Raw genomic sequence first — 24493 nt, 5'->3', positions numbered from 1 at the left:
ATAATTAATAACTAATAAATAGGAAGATGCTTCAATATATAGATTCATATTATTTGGTTAATGCGAGAGATTCCGGCCTTGTCTACAAGTTTCTTGATGATTTTTTACCCCAAAACGAAGAATTATATGCAGATTATCCGATACCTCAATATGGTAATGAAGAAGAGAAAATTTTTGATAATTTGAAAGACCTGCTGATTTATCTCGATCAAAATCCGGATGTTGAATATATTATGTATTGGCAAAACCTCGCTGACACTTCTGAGTTAAAGCAGTTTACATTACAGTATACTGATGATGGGAAAATGATTTTTGGAGCCTCTATTTATGGAAACGAAGTAGATTCGAGGGAGAGCTTGCTGATGTACTACAGCATGAAAAGATATCTGAAGCCGGATTATGCCTGCATCACCGGAGAAGAACCGCCTCCCGGAAATTCTGAAGCGTTCATCAGGTTCTGCGAAAATAGGTATGTACCGGTAATAAGTTTTTAGAATGATGCTATATTTAGATTAGTATTAAAAATGATTAAAACCAATATACAATAAAAAGCCATCAGAAAAAATTCCTGATGGCTTTTAAAATTTGATATGAAGAAACTAGTTACTTATTGTAATCCTGCTAAAAGGTTTACTCCGTCTACTGTAGCCCAAGCTCCAGGAGTTAGAGATACTTTGGTAACTGTAGCAGCATTGGTGAACGTTTTTCCACCATTAGTTTGAGCATAGCCCCAAACTCCCGGATTGTCCGAATTCAAGTAAGTAAGAGGTGATACTACTACTTTTCCTGTATTTACCTGGCTTGTATTGGTTGCATCATCCTGGATCAGTACAGCATACCCTTTCTGCGTTCCAATATTTTTATAACCGCTGATATAAACGTTTGAGAAAATTCCTGTTCCGTGTTTTTTGAATTGGATTGCAGAAATTTCGGGAGAGTTTGCAGATTCCGGGTTAGTATTCGTATCTCTGATTAAAGTGATGTTGGATACTTTTGGTGCTACGTTATCAGCATTACCTGAAGCTTCGATTTCCATTCCGAAGTTCCCTGTTCCTGTCTGGAAAGCGTACCAGTTGGTATTGTTCTGTCCGCTCCATGCATCCTGCCAGTCGAAAGAATCATCGAAGTTACCGTAAGACACGATGTTTTTAGCACTTACAGTTCCACCGAAGAATTCATATCCGTCGTCAGTTCCTTTGTAGGTTACAAGGTTCTCTAAAGTAGTTCCTGCTCCTACAGCGTAGAACGTCATAGAGTTGGTTTCAGAAGTACCATCACCAATCTTTTTACCTGCATATTCCACTCTTACAAACTTCATGGTTCCTGAATTTGAATTGGCATCAGTCCCTCCGTAGTAAACGTTATTTCCGTCTTCAGAAAGAGCCTGTGTATTTCCATTCACCGCTTTGATAGGAGCGCTTCCGTAGATGGTAATTCCACCCCAGTCTCCAGGAGTTTTGGTAGAAGTTGTAAATACAATTGGCTCAGCAGCCGTACCTACAGCGTTGATCTTTCCGTCCTGAAGAATCACTAAACCACTTGTTTTAGAAGTTACTACATTGAAAGTAGCTCCTGCTTCGATAGTGATGGTAGCGTTATTTGTAATTTTTACGATTCCGTCTAATGTATAGCTTCCTTTTTTGATAAGGATATCTTTTGAGATAGTTCCTGACAATGTTCCGCTTCCGCTTAATACACTTTCAGTAGTTCCAGGAGTAGTAACTGTAGTACCGTCTCCTAAGCCATCATTTACCTCGATAGTACATGAATTTAAGGCTAATGTTAACACGGCTGTTAACGATAGTAATGATAAAACTCTTCTTTTCATTTTTATACTTTATTTTTATTTTTTATTAATTTATTTATTTAGAATGTATATCCTACGGTAAAGTTGAATGTTATACCTCTGTAATAGTTGACCAATGTATTATTTCCTTCCTCTAAATTAAGCGGGAGATAATTTTTGTCACCCAATAAGATTTTATATTTGCTGTCTAAGATATTCTGGACTCCAAACTTTACATTCCAGTTTTTAGATAACTGTCCCTGGTATACAAAATCGATTTGGCTGAACGGCTTTTCGTAGTAGTTATCCGTACCTGCACCTCCTGTTGCATATATTTTACTTCCTGATACATTGTAAACAAGAGAGAATGTATGCGCTAAGTTATTGCGGTTTTTAAGTTCGTACTTTAAATCAGCATTGATAGTATAAGGAGCAGCTCCCTGTAAACCTCTTTTACGCAGTTTTTCTCCAGTTGTTTTAAACCATTCAGGTTCTTCCATTTTCAACTGATCTGCACTTCTTTCAACATCCGAATACATGATGGTTGCATTGGCACCCAAAGTGAAATTGTGAAGAGATTCAGAGATTCTGCTTAAATTTAAAATCCCTTCCAGTTCTACTCCGAATAAATCAGCTTTTTTAGCATTGAAGAATGTGATCGTAGAACCTGTTGCATTTCCTGACGCTACTAATGAACGTTCAATAGCGTTGTCGATTCTTTTTGCAAATAGGTTAACAGCAAACATTTCCTTGTTGGTAGGGAAATATTCCCATTTCAAGTCGAAGTTATAGTTTTCACTGTTTTTAATTTCAGGGTTACCTACAATGTTTACGTTATCCGGGTTAATATAGGTAATTGGCATAGTCTCGATCAGGATAGGGCGTGTAACCGTTTTGCTGAAAGAGAATCTTAAATTATGTTTATTGTTTATTGCCTTTTTAATGGATAATGAAGGAAGGAAGAAATCTTTATTTTTTTCTAAATTCTGCTTATTATCTTCACTTTGTTTGGAATAACGGATCAGGGTCATATCATTTTCATATCTTGCTCCCAATAAGATATCCCATGAATCATTCGGTTTAAGATTGATATTGGCATAACCACCATTGATGATCTGATAAAAACTGGAATAGAACTGAGATGTATCAGAACCTTCCTGATAAAATAAACTTCCATCATTTATTGAAGCATTAAAGACATCCTGTGGACTGTCAATATTAACTACATGAGCCTGATTTGAGGTTCCTGACGTACGTCCGAAGATAAATCGGTAAGAAGTTTTTCTGAAATCAGAGAAACCATTGTAACCTACAGCAATCTGAATAGGGTAGTCTTTTCTGTCTCCTTTTTCACCCAGTGATAACTGATATTCTGCGAAAGCTGAACCGTAGAATCTTGAATCGACATCCAGATACTGACGGATAAGGTTATTTCCTCCGTAACGCATCTGAACATACCCGTCAGGAAGCATTTGATTTGTTACAGGATCAATACGGTTAGCTTCTATAATCTTTCTGTCAGGTTGCTGATAATTATTCATTACATAACTCGCTCCGGCCTTTACCTGATGTCTGTCTGCTATTTTTTGAGAAGCTGTTAACTGCAAGTCTAAAAATCTTGAAATATCTAACTGATTGGTTCTGAAAAAACCACTTTCTTTGTTACGGACCTGGCCGTCTTTATATCCGAAGTTATCCTCTATGATATTATTTGTATTCTGTAAATAAATAGCATTTAAGTTAACGCTGGTCCCTTTGTTCTTATAGCCTAAACCTAATAAAACGGAAGATTCTGTTTCATAAGTGTATTGTTTACGGTTAAGAAAATTCATATTATCAATGAATGAATCTTTACCTAGCGATCTGAACTGATTGTTGTCTCCGTTTTTATATTCAAACTTACTCCCTTGGTTTAAAGAGAATAAAACGCCTAAATTTCCTGATCCCATTTTTACTTTCTGTGCAGTAGTAAATCCAAGACTTGTATTAGGCATTGTTTTTACATTATCTACATTCCAGGAGTCTTTGAATGAATTTGTCGATTCATTCGCTGTAAATCTATAGTTGCTTGGTCTTGAATTTCTAATCTCATCCGGAAGTCTTCTGTCTTTAGAATTTAATCCTAAATATCCGTTCATTCCGTCTGCGCCTTCAGCCACTTTGAAATTATTTCTGAATGTGCTCAAAGTATTCACTCCCACACTAAATTCCACCTTTGTAAAAGGCTTATCAATCGTAAGTGTTTCGATATCAAAAGTAGCTCCTGCAAAATCTCCGTAAAGATTCGAGTTGAAGGTTTTATAGATATTTAATTTTCCTACCACATCCGTTGGGAACTGCTTCAGCGCAATGATCTTTTGGAATGGGTTGTTGGAAGGAGATCCAAGACCGTTGATCAATAAATAATTGTATCGTTCTTCAAGACCTCTCACGAAAAGTCCTCTTCCTTCTACCGTAGTGATTCCCGTTACTTTCGTAAGTCCCTGTTCTACGTTAGAGATTCCTTTTCTGGATATCTCTTCAGCACTTACAGCCTGTTTTTGAATAACCGCTTTTTTTTGTTCTCCTAATACCGCAGTTTCAGTTTTCTTGTTACTGCTTCCCTGGATTACTACGCCATCAATTTTTTTCTCCTTTATAATCGTGTCCTGCTTCGTTTCCTGAGCGTAAAACATTGATCCGGATAAAAATACGACTGCAATGCTAAGTTTATTAATTTTCATTATTTTACTTACTTTATTTACTAGATTCTTTCGGTGCAAAGGAATAAAAGATTAACGGGGTAAATGGTTTAGGGTGTTTTAATTTTTTTTTAACTAAACATTAATAAAAGGGAGTTATTGTTAACTTTATGTGAACGATAATAGATTTGTTCATCTGTGCTTTAAAATTTATTAACTTTGACTCTGTAAAAATTTAAAATGAACCAAAAGAAAATACTCTTAATAGACGACGAACTGGATATTTTAGAGATTCTGTCTTATAATCTGGAAAAAGAAGGCTACGATATCTATACTGCCACAAACGGTAATGAAGGTATAGATAAAGCCAAGGAGATCATCCCGGACCTTATCCTGTTAGATGTTATGATGCCTGAAAAAGACGGTATCGAAACATGTCAGGAACTTCGCAAAGTAAAAGAACTTCAGAAAACACTCATCGTTTTCCTTTCCGCAAGAAGCGAAGAGTTCTCACAGCTTGCAGGATTCCAGGCCGGAGCTAATGATTATATTGTAAAGCTGATCAAACCAAAAATTCTGATTTCTAAAGTAAATGCTTTATTACAGTTGACTTCTCAGGTATCTGATAATGCAAAACTGATCGAAATTGGTGACCTGATTATCGATAAAGACAATTTCAGAGTTTCCAAAAGCGGACAGCAGTTCCTTCTTCCTAAAAAAGAATTCGACTTGTTGTATCTTCTGGCTTCAAACACTGAAAAAGTATTTAAAAGAGAAGAAATTCTTGAAAAAGTATGGGGAAATGACGTGATCGTGGGAGAAAGAACCATTGACGTTCACATCAGAAGATTAAGAGAAAAACTGGGAATTAATACCATCCAGACATTAAAAGGAATCGGTTATAAGCTTATCGTTTAATACCTTAAATTCCTACCTTTACATAACCTATAAAAACTTGTAAAATTGAAATTTTACAGACTTACACTCGTCGCCTCGTGTCTTCTGACACTGGTGATGTTTCTTTTAGTGATCATCTTTGATTCGCTGAAGGATATCTATTACCGGACGCCTTTCTTTAAAATCGGCCTTTTTATCTGTCTGATTCTTATTTTCATCATCAATTACGTTGTTCTGGAGCTTCTCTTCAACTACTACGGAAAAAAGCAGGTTCGTGGACTTTCACAGATGCTTCCGCAGGAAATTGTTCATGACAATAACGAAAACATCACCATTAAAGAACTGGGCGAAAGGTTTTCGGATCTTAACCAGCAGCAGGTAACGGAGATTGATATGATGAAAGAAATGGAAAGCTACCGTAAAGAATACATCGGAAATGTTTCCCATGAACTTAAAACCCCTTTGTTTTCTATTCAGGGATATGTAGAAACCCTTAGAGACGGCGGTGTGGACAATCTTACCATTCGTGATAAATACCTGGAAAGAATCGATAAATCAGTGGAAAGGCTGATCGCTATTGTTACAGATCTGGATATGATCAACCGTCTGGAAGCAGGAGAGATCAGTATCACCAATTCAAAATTTGATGTCAATCTTTTAATTAAAGAAATTTTTGAACTTCTCGAGTTTGAAGCGGAAAAACACAATACCACACTACAGATCCAGACCCTACATCCGCAAATCTTTGTAGATGCCGACAAACAGAAGATTTCACAGGTTTTCATCAATTTAATTTCCAATGCCATCCATTATGCCAACAGGCAGGAAGCGAGAGTTGTAGTCAAAACCAGTGTTCTTAAAAATAAAGTCCTGATCGAGGTCATCGATAACGGAATGGGAATCAAAGCAGAGATTCTTCCAAGGATCTTCGAAAGATTCTACCGCGTGGAAACCAGCAGAAGCAGAAGGGAAGGAGGTTCCGGCCTCGGACTTGCAATCGTAAAGCACATCCTGGAAGCCCATAGCGAAAATATAACCGTAGAAAGTGTTTATCTTGAAGGAACTAAATTCAGTTTTATGCTTGAAAAAAGCAAATAATTCCGGTAAAATGTAAGAAAAAAAAATATTTTAAAAAATCCTGAAATATTTTTTTGTCACATGTCATTTATTATATATTTGCAACAGAGATTTATCATAATAATTAAGGCAAAAAAGTAATTTAAGAAACTGATATGGTTTACAAGATCCGCGTAATATTAGATGCGAAAGAGGATATTTTCCGTGATATTGAAGTAAAAGGAAAACAATCACTATGGAACTTACATTTGGGAATTAAAAGTGCGTTCAGTCTTCAGGGCGATGAACTTTCCACTTTTAATATGTTGGAAGATGACGGAACAATTGTTAAAAGTGTTCCCCTGGAAGATATGAGTGACGATGGTGATGGCGAAATTATGTCAGATGTGTACATTGATGAAGCTTTTGAAAGTGTAGGAGATAAAGCTCAGTTTCAATACGGGCTTCTTGACCTTTGGGAATTCTTCTGCGAGCTTGTAGAGGTAATCGACGAGACAAAAGGGGTTATTTACCCAATCACAGTATACAGATTCGGAAACGTTCCATTAAAAGCACCAAGCAAAAGCGGTTCTGGAGGATCCAAAAAGAGATCAGCAATGCCTTTGATTGATGATGATTTCAACTTTGAAGATGACTTTGGCGGAAGCACCAATTTTGAAGATGAAGATGATGACAACTTCGATGACGAGGAAGAAGAAAACTACAACGATGATGTTTTCGAAGACGAAGAAGATAACGATGACGAAAGATAATATCTGAATACAATACAAGGCCCTGGATTTTTTGTCCGGGGCTTTTTTTATGTCAATTGTGAATTTTGCTTCGCAAGTCAATAGTCAATGATGGTCCGCTGGTAAAATTCACTATTGACAATTCACCATTCACATAAAATTCACGGTTTACAATTCACAATTCACCTTCACACAGTTCATTTTCCTTACTTTTGTTAAAAATAGATGAATGAAGAAATTAATTCTACTAGCAGTAATTGGTCTGGGAATTGTTTCCTGTACCACTCAAAATACAACACACACTATGGATTCTCCGAAAGAATGGAAGCACACCACCAATATATATGAAGTAAACATCAGACAATATACACCCGAAGGAACGTTCAAGGCATTTGAAAAAGAAATGCCACGCCTGAAAAAAATGGGGGTCAGAACACTTTGGTTCATGCCGGTAACTCCTATCGCTCAGCAGAACAAGAAAGGAAGCCTCGGAAGCCCTTATGCAGCATCCGATTATACTTCCATTAATCCGGAGTTTGGAACCATGAACGATTTCAAACATATGGTGAACGAGGCCCACAGGCTTGGATTCAAAGTCATCATAGACTGGGTAGCCAATCATACCGGTTGGGATCATATTTGGACAAAAACACATCCTGAATTCTACCTGAAAGATGCCGACGGGAAATTCCATATTGCTTCCGGAATGGATGACATTATTGAACTGGATTATAAAAACAAGGAAATGAGACTCGCCATGATTGAGGCGATGAAATTCTGGGTAAAAGAAACGGGCATTGATGGTTTCAGATGTGACCTCGCTTCGTGGGTGGAAGTGGATTTCTGGCAGCAGGCCCGTCCGGAATTGGAAAAAATAAAACCACTTTTCTGGCTGGGTGAATTTGATGAACTGGAAAGTCCTGAATATGGAAAAGTATTTGACGCCAGCTATTCATGGAAATGGATGCATAAATCTGCAGATTATTACAAGAAAAATGAGCCTCTGCAGGAACTGAAAGATCTGTTACAGCAATATTCCAATATCGGAGATGCTTCCATGAGAGCTTGGTTTACAGCCAACCACGACGAAAATTCCTGGAATGGAACGGAATATGAAAAATACGGAGTAATTACCAAGGCGATGGCGATATTCTCAGCAACATGGAATGGTGTTCCACTGTTGTATTCAGGCCAGGAACTTCCCAATATGAAAAGACTTGAATTCTTTGAAAAAGATGCGATCAAATGGACCACTGATTATCAGATGGCCGAATTCTATAGAACATTACTGGACCTAAAAGCTTCCAACCCTGCATTAAGGGGCGGAGATACTCGTGTGTCGACTTATCTGCTGAATACAACAGCCAATGACAAGATTCTGGCTTACGTAAGAAAAAACGGAAAAGATGAAGTTCTGGTTGTGCTGAATATGTCAAAGGAACCCGTTAATTTTACCATCGAAGACCAAAACCTGTCGGGAACTTTTCACAATATTTTCGACAGAACAAAAAGAGATTTTGACAGTGGAAAAGATTTCGCTTTCAAAGTTTCAGATTACGCAGTTTTTGAAAAATAAATAGCTTATCTGAAATACAATATTCAATAGGAGCGGGTTTTAGCCCGCTTTTTTACGCATATTTGCAGAGGGGCTTTAGCCCAATATCTATTTTTGAGGACGGTCATCCTCTTGAAAGATAAATTAAGAGATTTTCACACGAAAACTTTCATGACATGAACAAACAGGAATTATTAAATATCATAAAAACAAAAGTTACCACCAAGATTCAAACCTTTGAAGACCTTATTGCAGAAACCCGTGCTTCGAGCAATGATACCAAAAGTTCCATGGGCGATAAGTATGAAACCGGCCGGGAAATGCTTCAGCAGGAAATTAATAATCTCCAGCGACAGCTTAACGAATCTTTGAATCAGCTGGCAGTTATCCAGAAAATATCAACTGAGCCTTCCGATAAGGTACAGACCGGAGCTCTAGTCAAAACAGATAAGGGTTTATTTTATATTACGGTATCTGTAGGTGAAATTATTTCAGGCGCACAAAAGATTATGACGGTCTCTGCAGAATCTCCACTGGTGAAAGCGATGTCAGGTAAAAAATCTACAGAAGGGTTTGTTGTAAATAATATTCACCAAAAGATTGTAGATATCTGGTAGATTATGGGGGTGAAAACAAGAAATCTAAGTAAAAATTTTTAAATCCGACCATGGGATATTAATTTTTATTCCTTTTGTGATAAATTATCGTTAAAAAATTAATAGAATTTTTGAATCAATAGGATAAATTCATGGTCTGATTTAAAGAAATAAAGGAAATTTGAGCGTAAATATTAATAAATTTTTATCGTTAAAAATTTAAATTAATCTAAGAGTTTTGATGGATCATTTTTTCTTAATTTGAAATATTTTAGTTAATTTTTTTTATATTAATTATTAATTTTGATTAATTATTTTTCAAACATGTTTGGTTAAAAATGTGAATATCGTAATTATATTTTAATTTTTTTGTTAATTGTATTAGTTCAATTATTATATTTGGGTTGACAACACACCAAAATAATATTTTTTATGAAAAACAAATTAACACTTATGGTTTTTGTTCCGCTTTTGATAAGCGGACTTAGCCTACAGGCTCAAAGATATGTTGAGCAAAGAATTGATGAGGGTAATTCATCAATGATCACATTCAAACCAGGAACCAATGCAAGAGATCTTGCATTATCCGACAACGGAAAATTCTTCTCCGAGATCTTAAATCTTCCCGCAGGATCTAAAATGGTTAAAATTAATTCCGCAAAACTCTTCAGTGATTTTTCTGATGAAAAATATCAGCTCTATCACAATGGGATTAAGGTTGAATTTGCCAATTATATGCTGCATTACGTAAAAGGTAATCTGGTAAGTATGAATGGAGAATTCTATGATACCAACGATCTGAATACCCAGCCTGATGTTTCAGAATCTGCTGCACTTAAAACTGCCGTGAAACATATTGGCGCGAAAGCTTTAATGACCAACACAGAGTACGGCAGAGAGATTAATTATCAGCCAAAAGGAGAGCTTGTATTATTACCGGTTGAAGCTGCCAATGGTAAATACAGACTTTTACTGTCCTATAAGTTTGATATCTTTTCCGCTGAACCTTTCCTGAGGTCTAATGTATATGTGGATGCCAAGTCAGGTGCTGTATTGCTTAATGACCAGATTATGAAGCATACCGGAGAGCATTCTCATGGCAAGGGAATGAGCGGTATTTCTCCTGCAGGACCGGAGAACCAGTCAAAAAAGGATTTTGCATCAATTTTTGTTGCCGGAAGCGCCCAGACAAAATACAGTGGAACAAAATCAATTGAAACCACCCTTGTAAGTGGAAAATATGCATTAAAAGACAACACAAGAGGAGGTGGGGTCAATACCTACAATAACAATAATGCAAACTATACCAGTCTTACAAAAAATAATATTACGGATACGGACAACAACTGGACAACGGCAGAACATTCTTCAACAGGGAATGATGTAGCACTGGATGTTCATTGGGGAGTAGAAAAAACATACGATTATTTCAAAGATACATTCAATAGAAATAGTTATGATAATCAAGGAGCCGTACTTGACAGTTATGTTCATGTAAGAAACTCATGGGAAAATGCAGCCTGGACGGGAAGTGCAATGGTGTATGGTGATGGAGCCAGCACATTTAAACCTCTTGGGGCATTTGACGTAACCGCTCACGAATTAGGACATGCCGTATGTCAGGAAACGGCTAATCTGGTGTATCAAAGAGAATCAGGAGCATTGAATGAGGGGCTTTCCGATATCTGGGGAACCGTGATTGAAAATGCTTATGCCCCCGAGAAACAAAACTTTTTAATCGGGGAGGATATTACTAAAGTAGCGCCTAATTATTTAAGATCTATGAGCAATCCCAATTCAGGATTGTCCAAACAGCCGGATACCTACAAAGGAACCTATTGGAAAGATGCCAGCAATTCCTGTATTCCCAATCCTGACACTAACGATAACTGTGGGGTTCACTACAACAGCGGTGTGCTGAATCATTGGTTCTATCTTCTGGTACAGGGAGGTTCAGGAACCAATGATATTGGAAACAACTTCACCGTTGCAGGAATCGGATTTGAAAAAGCAGCAAAAATTGTTTACAGATTAGAAACCTCTTATCTGACCGCCAATTCTAATTATAACAACGCTTTAACTTATGGAATTCAATCTGCAAAAGATCTTTACGGTGCAGATTCAGCAGAGCATCAGGCTACTCAGAATGCATTTTATGCGGTAGGATTAGGAACAGCCTATTCCGGCGGAACCACAACAGATACTCAGGCACCTACTGCACCTCAATTGACTGCTTCAGGGACCACGCAAACCTCCACAATACTTTCCTGGAACGGATCTACTGATAACGTAGCAGTAACAGGATATGATGTTTACAGAGGGACAAGTCTTCTTGGATCTACGGCTTCTGCAACGTACTCCGTAACAGGATTGACGCCGGCTACTGCCTACAGCTTCACCGTGAAAGCAAAAGATGCAGCAGGAAATATTTCAGCAGCAAGTAATGCGGTGAGCATAACCACACAATCTGGCGGAGGTACTGTCACCTATTGCTCATCTTCTGGTAACTCTACGGCCGATGAACGTATCAGTAATGTGAAATTTGCGGATATTAATCAATCATCAACAGGTACAGCAGGATATGAGAACTTTACTTCTGTTATTGGAAGTGTGACGAAAGGAACTTCTTATACCGTTTCCATCACACCATCATGGACCTCTATAAAATACAGTGAGGGATATGCGGTTTATATTGATTATAACGGCGATGGAGACTTTACAGATAGCGGAGAACTAGCATGGTCTAAAACAGCGAGCACAACATCTCCTGTGTCCGGAAATATCACCATTCCAAGTACTGCACTTACAGGAAATACAAGAATGAGGGTGATCATGAGATACAATGCGGTGCCTTCTTCATCGTGTGGAACATTTAACTATGGACAGGTTGAAGATTATACCTTAAAAATCAACTCTGCAGGAGCTGTCTCTTCATTGATTGCCGAAACTTCAGGTGAGAACAGTACAATCAGTGTTTATCCAAATCCGGTAAAAGATATCATTAAGATCAAATCTCAATCCGGTTCAGAATTCAGATATCAGCTTGTTGATGCCCGTGGAAGCGTAGTTCAGTCTGGCGAAACCAAATCCCAGTCTATCAACGTGGAAGCATTGCTTCAGGGTGTTTATATTCTTTCATTGGATAATGGAAAAGAGAAAATTAGCCTGAAAATTATTAAAAATTAATCATTGATTTTTAACGGATCCTTCGGGATTCAATAAGTAAAAAATAATAGTAAACAGTTGTGAAAATAATTTCACAGCTGTTTTTTTATGATCTATGATAACTCAAAATCGGTTAGTTTTTTCTAAATTTGAACCATCAAAACCCGCTTTCAAAAATGCAGAACTACCTAGACCTTTTACAGCATATTTTAGACAATGGAACAGATAAAACGGACAGAACAGGGACCGGAACCAGAAGTGTTTTCGGGTACCAGTTGAGGTATGATCTATCTAAAGGTTTTCCAATGGTGACCACTAAAAAAGTACACCTGAAATCCATTATTTATGAACTGCTTTGGTTTTTGAAAGGAGATACCAATGTCAAATATCTGAATGACAACGGAGTAAGTATTTGGGACGAATGGGCAGACGAAAATGGAGACTTAGGTCCTGTTTACGGTGCGCAGTGGAGAAGCTGGCAGGGAGCGGATGGAAAAATCGTGGATCAGATCACAGAAGTAATTGATCAGATTAAAAAAAATCCGGATTCCAGAAGGTTGATTGTTTCTGCATGGAACGCTGCCGAAATTCCTAATATGGCGCTGGCACCCTGTCACGCTTTATTTCAGTTTTATGTAGCAGATGGAAAGCTGTCGCTGCAGCTGTACCAGAGAAGTGCTGATGTATTTCTTGGAGTGCCTTTCAATATTGCGAGCTATGCATTATTGCTGATGATGGTGGCGCAGGTATGTGACCTGGAAGTTGGAGATTATGTTCACAGTTTCGGGGATGTACATATTTATAACAATCATTTTGAGCAGGTGAATAAGCAGCTTTCCAGAGACCCAAGACCACTTCCTGTAATGAAACTGAATCCTGAGATCAAAGATATTTTCGGATTTACATTTGAAGATTTTACCCTTGAAAATTATGATCCGCATCCGGGCATTAAAGCTCCTGTGGCGGTATAATGAAGATTCCGGGAATTTTCGCTGTTATTCTTGCCATTGCTCTCTTCAGCTGTCATAAAAAAGAAGAGAAAGAACAGGTTGTTACAAATCTGTTGATCGACGATTTTGATTATACAAAAGATGCTGTCTTTGATACTTTAAATGTGCCACAGCATTTAAGAAAGATCGTTAAAGATATTTCGTCTTTAAACATCTATGAAACAGAACAGGGAGGAAAAGGCGCCACAGACACGCCTGCTAATTTCAGGAATTTCAAAAAATTATATAAAGCAGCTTCCAATGAGGAGTTGCTGTCATTAGTAGATAATAAAAATAGTGCAGTCGCGGTGTACGCTGTCATCGGGCTGTCAGAAAAGGACAGTCAATATACAATTCCGGTTTTCCAAAAAATGCTTTCCAGAAAAGGGATCGTACACGTACAGAATGGGTGTATTCTTAGTCATGATCATCCGGCAGAACCGGTCTACTGGACACAGTATTACAAACTGAAACCGGAAGAACTCCACTCCGATCCAAATTTGAAACAGCTCGACAGCATGATTCTGTTTATGCCGGATTCTTCGGAACTTATCCTTGCAACAGCATTGAAAAACAGAACGTATTCCGACGGACTGAAAAGCCAGATCGCAAAACAGGCCTTTGAAAATCATAGACAACCGGCTTTGCAATACCTTAACTCATGGCACAAAAGGGAATACAAAGACCTGTTGCAGAAAGAATTTGCAAATCTGATCGAAAATGATTCTATTAATACTTATCATAAAAGAGGTTACGTGTCCATGCTTCTTTCTTTTAATAATCCGGGAAATAAAAAGACAGTCCTGAGTTACCTTAAAAAAGACAGCCTGTGGAAAGAGGATCATCAGATTATGTCTCAGCTGGAAAATAACGGGATCTCTTCTGAAGATTACGACTAATATTCCTACGCTCCCTGCTGTAACAGAATCCTTAATTTTACTACTGATTGGAAAATTAATAATATGATTCTGAAAAAACTGTTTTTTGTGGCAACAGCAAGTATTTCGTGTATGGCATTTTCTCAAATTGCAAACAAACAGAAATTAATGGATTATCTCGATTCACTTTCTGTTCGTCATAAAGTAATGGGAAGCTTTGCCATTGCAGAGAACGGCCAGTCTACTTTTCTGAAAACTACGGGATTCTCCGATGCCTCAAAACAGCAGAAAGCCAATATCAATACCCAATACCGCATAGGTTCTATTTCCAAAACCTTCACCGCAGTTCTTGTGATGAAAGCTGTTGAAGAGAAAAAAATCTCCCTTGACACCAAGCTTTCTGCCTGGTATCCGGAAATAGAAAATGCAGATAAAATTACCGTGGAAAATCTTTTGCAGCACAGAAGCGGAATTCATAATCTGACGGATGAACAGGATTACTGGATGTACAATACAAAACCCCAGACAGAGCAATCCCTGTTCTCAATCATCAAAAAATATAAAAGCGACTTTGCTCCGGGAACCAAATACGAATACAGCAATTCCAACTATATTCTGCTGACCTTTATACTGGAAAAGGTCTATAAAAAAACGTACGCAGAGCTGCTTAAGGCTAAAATTACAAATCCTCTGAAGTTGACACTTACTGAAGTGGGCGGAAAGATTGATCCTTCCAAAAACCAGGCGCTTTCCTATACCTATTCCAACGGGAGCTATCAGCCATGGCAGGAAACAGATATGAGCGTTCCGCTGGGTGCAGGAGATATTATTTCTACGCCTACTGAACTTTTGAAGTTTATCATTGCTCTGGAAAACGGAAAACTCATCAGTAAAGCCAGCCTTTCCGGGATGAAAAACTTTATCGACGGCTATGGCTACGGAATTGCACAGGTACCTTTTGAAAAATATTCGGGCTACGGACATAACGGTGGAATTGATCAGTTCCGATCGGTATTGTATTATTTTCCTGACCTGAAAGTAGCAGTGAGCGCCATCACCAATCAATCAGATTACGATAATAATGATATTTCGATCAAAATGATCCAGACAGCAGTTGGAAAAGATTTTAAAATGCCTAATTTTAAAGAAGTTTCCGTAGCGACTGGAATTCTGAAAAAATATGAAGGACTTTACAAGACAGAAGGCTTCCCGCTGGATATAAAAATTTTCCAGGAAGAAGGAAAACTGATGGGGCAGGCTACAGGACAGGGTGCGTTTCCGCTGGAAGCAGTCTCTGAAATCGAATTTAAATTTGAAATGGCAGGCATCAAAATGAAGTTCAATGCTGAAAAAGGAACCATGGACTTCTCGCAGGGTGCCAATAATTTTACCTTTAAGAAACAATAAAAATGAAATATTTAAAAATCAATACAGAAGATAATGCAGATCTTACAGCACTTCAAAATGCAGTTCTGCAGCTGAAAGGAGTAGCCTCGGTAGAGATCATTGATGATGAAAACCCGGAAAGCGAACTGAAAAAAGCCTTTGCTAAGACCAAAGAGCAGCTGAAAACGGGTGACTATGAAACCCTGGTTAATGATATTTTTGATATAATAACAAAAAATAATTCTAAAAAATAATAAAGTAACAGATGAAAAAGGCGATTTTGTCCATTGCTATACTCGGAATTTTCTTTTCCGCAAACGTATCAGCACAGACCGAAACTTCAGGAAGAGAAAAGGCGTACAGAGCCACACATACCAAAGTAACGGAACTTAAACATACCAAGCTTAAAGTCAATTTTGATTATCAGAAAGAGCAAATGGGCGGGGAAGAATGGCTGACTGCCACTCCGTATTTCTATCCTACCAACGAACTGACGCTTGATGCAAAAGGAATGCTGATTCACGAAGTAGCTCTTGATAGCAACGGAAAAAAGTCACCTCTGAAATATGAATATAAGGACGAGATCCTGAAGATTACCCTGGATAAAACCTATCAGAAAAATCAGGAATATACAGTATATATCAAGTATACGGCACGTCCGAATGAGGTAAAGCAGAAAGGAAGCATGGCCATCAATGATGCCAAAGGTCTTTATTTCGTCAATGCACAGGGGCAGGATCCGGATATGCCGACTCAGATCTGGACACAAGGGGAAACGGAATCTTCTTCAGCATGGTTCCCAACCATCGATAAACCGAATCAGAAGACTACGCAGGAGATCTATATGACCGTTCCTGATAAATATGTCACCCTTTCCAATGGAATTCTTAAAGATTCACAGAAAGAAGGAAGCTTAAGAACGGACCATTGGGTCATGGATAAAAGACATGCTACGTATCTGTTCTTTATGGGTGTAGGCGAATATGCCATCGTTAAAGACAAATGGAAAAATATTCCGGTAGATTATTATATCGAAAAAGAATACGAACCTTATGCAAAACAGATCTACGGAAATACACCGGAAATGATCGAGTTTTTCTCTAAAAAGATGGGGTACGATTATCCTTGGGCAAAATATGCTCAGATCTCAGGAAGAGACTATGTGAGCGGTGCCATGGAAAATACAACGGCCACTCTTCACGGAAGCGATATCCTTCAGAAACCGGGACAATTGATCGATGAAAACAAATGGGAAGATACAATTGCCCACGAATTGTTCCACCACTGGTTCGGAGATCTTGTGACGGCAGAAAGCTGGAGCAACCTTACCGTGAACGAATCTTTCGCCAATTATTCCGAATATTTATGGAACGAATATAAATACGGAAAAGACCAAGCAGATTATCACCAGATGACCGATGTGAATATGTACATCCATAATCCTTCTGATTTCAAGAAAGACCTCGTGAGATTTAATTATGATTCCCGTGAAGATGTTTTTGATCTGGTGACCTATCAGAAAGGTGGCGGGATCCTTCATATGCTGAGAAATTATCTGGGTGACGATGCTTTCTTTGCAGGAATGAATGATTATCTGAAAAGCAATGAATACCAAAACGCAGAAGCTCATCAGCTGAGACTTTCTTTTGAAAAGGTTTCCGGAAAAGATCTGAACTGGTTCTTCAATCAATGGTATTTCGGAAGCGGAAATCCAAAGCTGAACTACTCGTTTACTTTCGAGCCGGTGAAAAAGCAGGTAGCCGTAACGATTAATCAAACGCAGGATCAGCCATTCGAATTCCCTCTTGCCATCGATGTATATGACAATGGAAAGCCAAAAAGATATAACGTATGGGTCAATGCTGAAGCAAAGAATACATTCAATTTTGATGTTTCAAAAACTCCGGATCTGATCAATATCAATGCAGACGGAATTTTACTGGCGGAAATTACCGATACCAAGACTCCGGAACAAAACCTGATGCAGTTCACCAACTCTAAAGAATTTAAGAGCAGATACAAAGCGTTAGCTGCTATAAAAGATCAGGTCGGAAAAAGTCCGGCTGCAACGAAATTATTGGCTGCAGCGTTAAAAGATCCTTACTTCAGAACAAGAATCAAGGCCCTTCAGTTGATGGATCTTTCCAATACTGAACAGATGAAAGCTTTAGGTGCTGATGTAGAGAAGCTGGCGTCCAATGATCCGAAAACTTTGGTTCAGGCAGCTGCGATTACGGCTTTGGCTAAAACTAAAGATAAAAAGTACCTTCCTGTTTTTGAAAAAGGAGTGAATGCGGTGTCCAATGCTGTCAAGGGAACTTCATTAAGCGCTGTTTTAAGCATAGACCCGTCAAAAGCCAATACGCTGGCTGACAAGATCGACCTTGAAGGTGCTTCAGACGAGTTATTGGGCCAGCTGTTACCGGTGATTGTAAAAAATAAAGTGACTTCTCAGATGTCCAATATCACGCCTCTTGTGGCATTTTATCCTTTCATTAAATTCCAAAACCCGGAACTGGGGAAATCTGCAGAAGAAGGGTATAACTGGATCATGAGCTCGGATAATCTGAAGGCTACTGAAAACATTACAAAAATCATTAGTCATGCAAAAGGTGAGATGGGAGATAATCCTCAGGTGAAAATGATGATTTCCCAGATGCTGAAAGATGGGTTAAATAAAAAAATGGAACTTCTGAGACAGAATCCTCAAAATGCAGCAAGCATCAATAAACAGATCGATGCAATTAATAAAACCATTGAAGATTTTAAGTAAAAAAATCCTTTCAATTATTGAGAATATAAAACTGCTGTGAAAAACAGCAGTTTTTTTATGATTTTTATTTTTAAAAACGAAATTAGGATAATAAATGGGAGGCATATTCAAACATCATTTTATAAATTCGTATAAAAATTTAGAATAGAATGACTTTTGGAATTGAGGCTGCGGGCTATTATGTGCCGTCTTTGTACTTAGAGATCAAAGACCTGGCGGAGAAAAGGGGAATTGAACCCGCAAAACTGGAAAAAGGACTGGGATTGCATAAAATGGGTTTCCCGGATGTTCATGAAGATGCAGCTACATTGGCAGCAGAGGCTTTATTAAAACTGATCAAAGACCATCATCTCAATCCGAAAGATATCGCAAGAATTTATCTGGGAACGGAAAGCGCGCTGGATGCCGCGAAACCTACCGCTTCTTATGCAATGCAGATGGTAGAGCAAGTGCTGGAAAAGGAGTTTGGTGAAAGATGTTTCAGGAACTGTGATGTTGTGGATATGACTTTTGCCTGCATCGGAGCGGTGGATGCGCTTCACAATTCTCTTGATTTTGTAAGAGTAAATCCGGACAAAAAAGCCGTGGTCATTGCCAGCGATTATGCTAAATATGAACTGGCTTCTTCCGGCGAATATACGCAGGGTGGAGGAGCAGTAGCACTACTGGTTTCATCAAAACCGGATCTGCTTGAAATTGAAAACAACTGGGGCGTTGCTACCGAAAGTGTTTTTGATTTTTTCAAACCGAGAAGATCATATAGCAAGGAAGATTTAAATGCAGCACCGGATGCTTTTCCGGACAAGATCGAAATCTTTACGGATGAACCCGTTTTTGACGGACAGTATTCAAACCAGTGTTATCAGGATAGAATCAGGGAAGCTTATCAGCATTATAAAGAAATTTCAGGGATAGAAAAGCCTTATGAGGACTGGAGGTATCTTATCTTCCACCTTCCATATGCCTTTCATGGCAAAAGAGTTTTTACGGAGATATACAGTATGGAAAACGGACTTCCTTATCAAACGTCTGAGGAGCAGAAAGCGGTTGCAAAATCTGAAGACTACCTGAATTTTATTAATGAAAAAATAGAACGATCACAAAGAGCCTCTTCGGAAATAGGGAATATGTATACGGCTTCAATTTTTATGGCATTATTGTCTGCTATTCAGGTTTCTTATGATGAAGGTGAAGAATTGACCGGGAGAGAAATTGGCTTTTTGGGCTATGGAAGCGGATCAAAATCTAAGGTTTTTGCCGGTAAAATATCTGAAAACTGGAAAACAGCCGTTTCAAAATGGAAGGTGTTTGAACATTTAAAAAACAGAACAGCAATTGATTTTGAAACCTACGAAAAATTACATAGAAAGCGGCTTGACCAGTCTGTCAACAGCCAATACAAAGGTTTTGGCTTAGTATCGGTAGAATCGGAAAACCCTGTTTTGAAAGGAGCGAGATATTATCGTTATCAGGATTAAGATATATCAGCAGGATCAATAATTAATGTTTATCTGGATGGAAGCTGGAGGAGGGAAGTTGGAAGTTAATGTTGGTTATTCATTTAAAAAAAAATTAATAAAACTGGACGATAGATCTGGGTAGGAATATAATAACTTCCCAATTCCAGCTTTCAACTTCCTTACATGTCTATTTCCACAAACCATTATTCTTCATCCAGGTTTTAAAAAGTTCCGGCCAGACAGCTACAGGACTTCCTTTTTTACCTAATCCCCAGCCGTGACCACCGGTTGGAAAAAGATGCATTTCAGCTTTTACATTCACCTTCTTTAGAGCAGAATATAGCAGCAAACTATTATCAACAGAAGAAATAGGATCATCAATTGCCTGCGCCAAAAAAGTAACGGGCATATTGGAATTTACAAGTTTTTCTACTGAAAATGCAGCTTCTTCTGGAACAGAAGGATTTGTTCCCAAAATACTTTTCCTTGCATGGGTCTTATTATTGGGAGGAAGCATAGAAATTACAGGATAGATTAGTCCTGTAAAATTGGGTCTTGCAGATAAAGAATCTATCTCATCAAAAGGACTGTAGAGCTTTTTATCTGGTTGAGCTGAGATAAATCCAGCTAAATGTCCTCCTGCAGAAAACCCAAGTATTCCTATCTTATTGGCATCAATCTTATACTTTTCTGCAAGGCTTCTGATGATACGCATGGCCCGTTGAGCATCTTCAAAGGGTACATTGGTGCTTTTCCAGTTTTCTGAAGGCAGTCTGTAGATAAGTTCGAAGGCAGTTACACCTTCAGATTGAAGCCAGTTGGCTGTGGGGGTGCTTTCCTTACCAATTTCAATATGAGCGTATCCGCCGCCGCTGATCACTAAAATAGCGGTTCCGTTAGGTTTTGCAGGACGGTGAACAATCAATCTTGGTGTTGAGATGTTTGTTACAGAGCCTTTGGCGGTTATTACTTCCGCTCCTAGTGGTCCGGGTCTGTCAGGCATTTGGTTTGTATACAAAGGGATTTGTTCCAGTTTTTTTGAAATCTGAAACTTATTTTCCTGAAGCTGGGCTGTATATCTGCTTCCTGTTAATAATACAATGACTAGGATAATGAAGGTTCTCATAGATGTATTTACAAATAAATTTAAAACAATCTTCCTTTTGTACCAAGTCTGATTATATTAAAAGTCCTTTTTATGCAAAATACGTCCATTAAATTATTGAACTTATTGTTATTTTATTCTTAATTAATCATAAAAAAGTACTTTTTATTAGAGACGGTTTTTCTTTTTTAGTGTTTTATTGTTTATTTTTTGAGGAAATTATAGGGTAAAGCTTGATTTTGTTTACGAATTGCTAAAACCGAATCTTTATTTTATTTGTTAATCAATTCATTAATCATTTATATTATTTATCATTTTGTAGATTTTGTTTAATTGTGATGATTTTTTTTTCACGGGTTAAAATTTCTATCTAATTGCTTTTCTTAGATTATTTTTTATTTTTTCAATGCAAATACTTTTTAAAAAACTCCTTTTACTTGTCTTTTAATTAAATTAATACGCCGTATCTATTTGTATTTCAGTATTTTAAATTTTGACATTGTTAAGCTTTATTAACATATTTGCTTTCTAAATGCTAAAATTAAAAACATGAATGTAAAATTACGTGTGTTAAGTGCAGGAGTTTTGTTCTTTATAGGACATGCTGTGTCTGCGCAGAAAGCGAAGAATGACACCATTCGGGGAGAGATTGATGAGGTGGTATTGACTGGATCTTATGGATTCAGACAGACCGCTGAACAGGTTACGGGATCAAGTGTTAAGATCGGAGCAGATAAACTCGTTAGGCCTTCAGCAATTTCTATAGAAAATGCATTACAAGGACAGGTTGCAGGGTTGATGTCCACAGCAAGTAGCGGGCAGCCAGGGGCAAATAGTATTACGCTGATTAGAGGACTTGGCTCATTAACATCCGGGAATAATCCTTTGTATATTTTAGATGGAGTTCCTATTCCTTCAGGAGATGTCTCAGGGCTGCTTACGTCACAAAACTCATTATCACTAATTAATCCGGCAGATATTGAAAATATTGAAGTATTAAAAGATGGGGTAGCCACTGCTGTTTACGGTTCGAGAGGAGCAAATGGAGTTATTGTGATAACTACCAAAACGGGTAAAAAAGGACGATCGGATCTTAATTTCACCAGTGAAATAGGATCAGGTGAGGTAGCTTTTGAAAAATTTAAAATGCTTAATGCAGAGGAGTCAACAAAATTATTTGGACTCAGTTTATTTAACGCCGGACAAGCTTCTACGCTTCAAAACGGCTATAATTTAGCAAAATCCGAATATAACTGGGATGGTGTTTCAGATTATGATTGGAATCGCGCGGTAAGAAGAGCAAATCCTGCATTCAGCAGATATAATTTTAATTACAGTGGGGGAGTTGAAAATCTTTTGATTTTCGCATCATTAGGATATCTCCAGCAGGAAGGAGTCTCCAGGGATTCTAAATTTGACAGGTATAATGCGGCTTTAAGGGCGGATTGGAAAGCAAGTGATAAATTAAAGATGAATATGTCTGTTAATTTATCAAGATCAGTTCAGACGGGTGCAACAGATGGTTCTTCATTTAGTAACCCTGTATTTACAGGTAGACTACTATCACCTACCCAGTCATTTTATAATGCAAACGGAACTTATAATACTAAGCTTTATTACATTAATGAAGAATTTAATCCTATTGGAATTCAGAATGAAAATTTAGAAAAAGGTACTTTTAATAAAGTTATTACAAGTATTGGAAGTGATTATCAGTTTCTTCCTCATTTTAGATACACTTCTAATTTTGGATTGGATTATACATCAGGAAATGAACTGGTTTACTGGAATCCTGATTTTGGAGACGGAACATTTGACGGTGATACGAACGGGAACGGATATCTTGCAAGACAATTCAATAATTATCTAACTTGGAACTGGTATAATTTTGTGCATTATAACAAAGTTTTTGCAGATAAACATGATGTCTCTATTTCGGTCGGTCTTGAAGCCACAAGAACTGAACGGGAATATAATTCTCTTTCCAAACAGGGATTTCCCGCCGGGACAAGATTAAAATATGCTGATGTGGGCGCGAACCCAACCGGAGCCGGAGGATCTGCTGATTTTAGAAGTTTAGTAGGCTATGTGACTAGAGCTTCCTATACATTCAATAAATTTTTGACATTTACCGGGTCTTTCAGAAGAGATGGTTATTCCGGGTTTACAGGGTATAACGGTAATTTTTGGGGGGCAGGACTAAGCTTCGATTTTGGTAAAGCCAATATTCTTCCCGGCTTTTTTAAAAGCTTAAAACTTAGAGCCAGCTATGGCGAAAATGGGAACCAGGCTGTTGGTCCCTACGCAAAATATGATCAGTATTCTTACAGAGCTGCCTATATCTCTTCCAACGCAGGATACGTTTCTAATGTGGCTCCGATTGATGGTTTATATTGGGAGAAATCTGATAAATCTAATATAGGTTTAGATTTTACATTTGGTAAAAACGGCTTAATATATGGTACTGTAGAGGTATATAAAAATAATAATACGGATCAAATTTTTAGTGTACCCAATCCTCCATCTACCGGTTTTACATCTATCACAAAAAATATCGCAGATTCTTATTCAAAAGGACTGGAAGCTACTCTAGGATTTAAAGTTGGAAATAGTGAGGGGCTCAATTGGAATACGAGATTTAATTATGCTTATAATGACAGCAAAATTAAAAGCTTGAATGGAGAAGCTAATCCAACTTCTATTGAAGGTTTTAAAGCCTTTTTTCCAGGTCATAATCCAACTGAATTTTACACAAGACTCTGGGCAGGCGTTGATCCCAAAAATGGAGATCCTTTATGGTATACTGATGATTCAAAAACTGCTACGACCAATAATTCCGGTTTAGCCAAACTTTCTTTTACCGGTAAGCATGCACTTCCTACCCATATTGGAAGTTGGTATAATGAATTGAACTATAAAAATTTTAAATTATCATTCCTGATTAATTATCAGGGAAATTATTCAGTATTTGACAGATGGGCATTCGTTTATGATTCCAGTGGCCAGTATGGCTATCTCAATCAATTATCCTCGGCTTTACATGATTCATGGACACCTGATAATCCCAACGCCTCTCAGCCAAAATATGTGTACGGTGGAAACAAAAATGCCAATTCAGCTTCTACAAGGTACTTGTTTGATGGAGACCATATCCGGTTAAGAAATATTGAATTTGGATACAGATTTACAAAGGATGTTTTAAAAATAGATAGGGTTAAAGGTATTTATGTATATGCAAGAGGAGTTAATTTGTTCACTTATGCATTTGATAAAAATCTTTACTTCGATCCGGAATCCAACTCAAATGCATTTACCTACACTGCTTCTAATTTAGGTGTTTATGATCAAACACAACCCAATCTTAGACAGTACATGCTGGGAATTAGTATAGATTTTTAATTTAATTAAGAAAAA

General features: G+C 37.7%; 17 protein-coding genes. 14 read left to right on the top strand and 3 right to left on the bottom strand.

Annotated elements, in window-relative coordinates:
- Positions 1-26 precede the first annotated feature (26 nt).
- Positions 27-494 (top strand): hypothetical protein, encoded by a 468-nt coding sequence (locus tag LC419_RS03085; RefSeq protein WP_223605966.1) that lies wholly within the window; start codon positions 27-29, stop codon positions 492-494.
- A gap of 113 nt (positions 495-607) precedes the next feature.
- On the opposite strand, the gene LC419_RS03080 is transcribed toward LC419_RS03085, so the two are convergent.
- Both LC419_RS03080 and LC419_RS03075 read right to left on the bottom strand, forming a co-directional pair.
- Entirely contained in the window at positions 608-1828 is a 1221-nt protein-coding gene (locus tag LC419_RS03080; RefSeq protein ID WP_223605965.1) for a hypothetical protein, read from the bottom strand.
- Positions 1829-1866: 38 nt separating this feature from the next.
- Positions 1867-4509, bottom strand: coding sequence for a TonB-dependent receptor plug domain-containing protein (locus tag LC419_RS03075; RefSeq protein ID WP_223605964.1), 2643 nt, complete (start codon positions 4507-4509; stop codon positions 1867-1869).
- A gap of 198 nt (positions 4510-4707) precedes the next feature.
- Here LC419_RS03075 and LC419_RS03070 point away from each other — a divergent pair, with 198 nt between their 5' ends.
- From LC419_RS03070 to LC419_RS03015, 12 genes are all read left to right on the top strand, one after another.
- Positions 4708-5385, top strand: coding sequence for a response regulator (locus LC419_RS03070; RefSeq protein WP_034728755.1), 678 nt, complete (start codon positions 4708-4710; stop codon positions 5383-5385).
- Between the two features lie 45 nt (positions 5386-5430).
- Positions 5431-6462, top strand: coding sequence for a cell wall metabolism sensor histidine kinase WalK (locus LC419_RS03065; RefSeq protein WP_223605963.1), 1032 nt, complete (start codon positions 5431-5433; stop codon positions 6460-6462).
- Positions 6463-6596: 134 nt separating this feature from the next.
- Positions 6597-7193, top strand: coding sequence for a plasmid pRiA4b ORF-3 family protein (locus tag LC419_RS03060; RefSeq protein WP_223605962.1), 597 nt, complete (start codon positions 6597-6599; stop codon positions 7191-7193).
- Between the two features lie 208 nt (positions 7194-7401).
- Entirely contained in the window at positions 7402-8748 is a 1347-nt protein-coding gene (locus LC419_RS03055) for an alpha-amylase family glycosyl hydrolase (RefSeq protein WP_223605961.1), read from the top strand.
- Between the two features lie 155 nt (positions 8749-8903).
- The gene (locus LC419_RS03050) at positions 8904-9344 is read left to right on the top strand and encodes a hypothetical protein (RefSeq protein ID WP_223605960.1); all 441 of its coding nucleotides are present in this window, start codon (positions 8904-8906) and stop codon (positions 9342-9344) included.
- A 411-nt stretch (positions 9345-9755) separates the two neighbouring features.
- Positions 9756-12509, top strand: coding sequence for a M4 family metallopeptidase (locus LC419_RS03045; RefSeq protein WP_223605959.1), 2754 nt, complete (start codon positions 9756-9758; stop codon positions 12507-12509).
- Positions 12510-12664: 155 nt separating this feature from the next.
- On the top strand, positions 12665-13459 hold the full coding sequence (locus tag LC419_RS03040; RefSeq protein ID WP_034728766.1) for a thymidylate synthase: 795 nt from the start codon (positions 12665-12667) through the stop codon (positions 13457-13459).
- A complete protein-coding gene (locus LC419_RS03035) occupies positions 13459-14376 on the top strand; it encodes a hypothetical protein (RefSeq protein WP_223605958.1) in 918 nt (305 codons plus the stop codon). The genes LC419_RS03040 and LC419_RS03035 overlap by 1 nt, the downstream gene beginning before the upstream one ends.
- A gap of 63 nt (positions 14377-14439) precedes the next feature.
- Positions 14440-15762 (top strand): serine hydrolase, encoded by a 1323-nt coding sequence (locus LC419_RS03030; RefSeq protein ID WP_223605957.1) that lies wholly within the window; start codon positions 14440-14442, stop codon positions 15760-15762.
- Between the two features lie 2 nt (positions 15763-15764).
- Positions 15765-15995, top strand: a complete 231-nt coding sequence (locus LC419_RS03025; RefSeq protein WP_223605956.1) for a hypothetical protein — start codon at positions 15765-15767, stop codon at positions 15993-15995.
- A gap of 11 nt (positions 15996-16006) precedes the next feature.
- On the top strand, positions 16007-18514 hold the full coding sequence (locus LC419_RS03020) for a M1 family metallopeptidase (protein ID WP_223605955.1): 2508 nt from the start codon (positions 16007-16009) through the stop codon (positions 18512-18514).
- Between the two features lie 149 nt (positions 18515-18663).
- The gene (locus LC419_RS03015) at positions 18664-19992 is read left to right on the top strand and encodes a hydroxymethylglutaryl-CoA synthase family protein (RefSeq protein ID WP_223605954.1); all 1329 of its coding nucleotides are present in this window, start codon (positions 18664-18666) and stop codon (positions 19990-19992) included.
- 169 nt (positions 19993-20161) lie between these two features.
- Here the strand turns inward: LC419_RS03015 and LC419_RS03010 are convergent, their stop codons facing one another.
- The gene (locus LC419_RS03010; protein ID WP_223605953.1) at positions 20162-21100 is read right to left on the bottom strand and encodes an alpha/beta hydrolase; all 939 of its coding nucleotides are present in this window, start codon (positions 21098-21100) and stop codon (positions 20162-20164) included.
- A gap of 528 nt (positions 21101-21628) precedes the next feature.
- Here LC419_RS03010 and LC419_RS03005 point away from each other — a divergent pair.
- Positions 21629-24478: a SusC/RagA family TonB-linked outer membrane protein gene (locus LC419_RS03005; RefSeq protein WP_223605952.1), complete on the top strand. Its 2850-nt coding sequence runs from the start codon at positions 21629-21631 to the stop codon at positions 24476-24478.
- Positions 24479-24493 lie beyond the last annotated feature (15 nt).

This window comes from Chryseobacterium sp. OSA05B, from assembly GCF_019970065.1.
In the GTDB taxonomy this organism is placed as follows: domain Bacteria; phylum Bacteroidota; class Bacteroidia; order Flavobacteriales; family Weeksellaceae; genus Chryseobacterium.
This window is presented reverse-complemented; position numbering and strand designations above follow the sequence as displayed.

Coding starts and splice junctions, on each gene's coding strand:
- LC419_RS03055 (WP_223605961.1), top strand. CDS start 7,402: ATGAAGAAATTAATTCTACTAGCAGTAATTGGTCTGGGAATTGTTTCC.
- LC419_RS03080 (WP_223605965.1), bottom strand. CDS start 1,828: ATGAAAAGAAGAGTTTTATCATTACTATCGTTAACAGCCGTGTTAACA.
- LC419_RS03070 (WP_034728755.1), top strand. CDS start 4,708: ATGAACCAAAAGAAAATACTCTTAATAGACGACGAACTGGATATTTTA.
- LC419_RS03040 (WP_034728766.1), top strand. CDS start 12,665: ATGCAGAACTACCTAGACCTTTTACAGCATATTTTAGACAATGGAACA.
- LC419_RS03005 (WP_223605952.1), top strand. CDS start 21,629: ATGAATGTAAAATTACGTGTGTTAAGTGCAGGAGTTTTGTTCTTTATA.
- LC419_RS03030 (WP_223605957.1), top strand. CDS start 14,440: ATGATTCTGAAAAAACTGTTTTTTGTGGCAACAGCAAGTATTTCGTGT.
- LC419_RS03050 (WP_223605960.1), top strand. CDS start 8,904: ATGAACAAACAGGAATTATTAAATATCATAAAAACAAAAGTTACCACC.
- LC419_RS03085 (WP_223605966.1), top strand. CDS start 27: ATGCTTCAATATATAGATTCATATTATTTGGTTAATGCGAGAGATTCC.
- LC419_RS03010 (WP_223605953.1), bottom strand. CDS start 21,100: ATGAGAACCTTCATTATCCTAGTCATTGTATTATTAACAGGAAGCAGA.
- LC419_RS03045 (WP_223605959.1), top strand. CDS start 9,756: ATGAAAAACAAATTAACACTTATGGTTTTTGTTCCGCTTTTGATAAGC.
- LC419_RS03015 (WP_223605954.1), top strand. CDS start 18,664: ATGACTTTTGGAATTGAGGCTGCGGGCTATTATGTGCCGTCTTTGTAC.
- LC419_RS03060 (WP_223605962.1), top strand. CDS start 6,597: ATGGTTTACAAGATCCGCGTAATATTAGATGCGAAAGAGGATATTTTC.
- LC419_RS03025 (WP_223605956.1), top strand. CDS start 15,765: ATGAAATATTTAAAAATCAATACAGAAGATAATGCAGATCTTACAGCA.
- LC419_RS03035 (WP_223605958.1), top strand. CDS start 13,459: ATGAAGATTCCGGGAATTTTCGCTGTTATTCTTGCCATTGCTCTCTTC.
- LC419_RS03075 (WP_223605964.1), bottom strand. CDS start 4,509: ATGAAAATTAATAAACTTAGCATTGCAGTCGTATTTTTATCCGGATCA.
- LC419_RS03020 (WP_223605955.1), top strand. CDS start 16,007: ATGAAAAAGGCGATTTTGTCCATTGCTATACTCGGAATTTTCTTTTCC.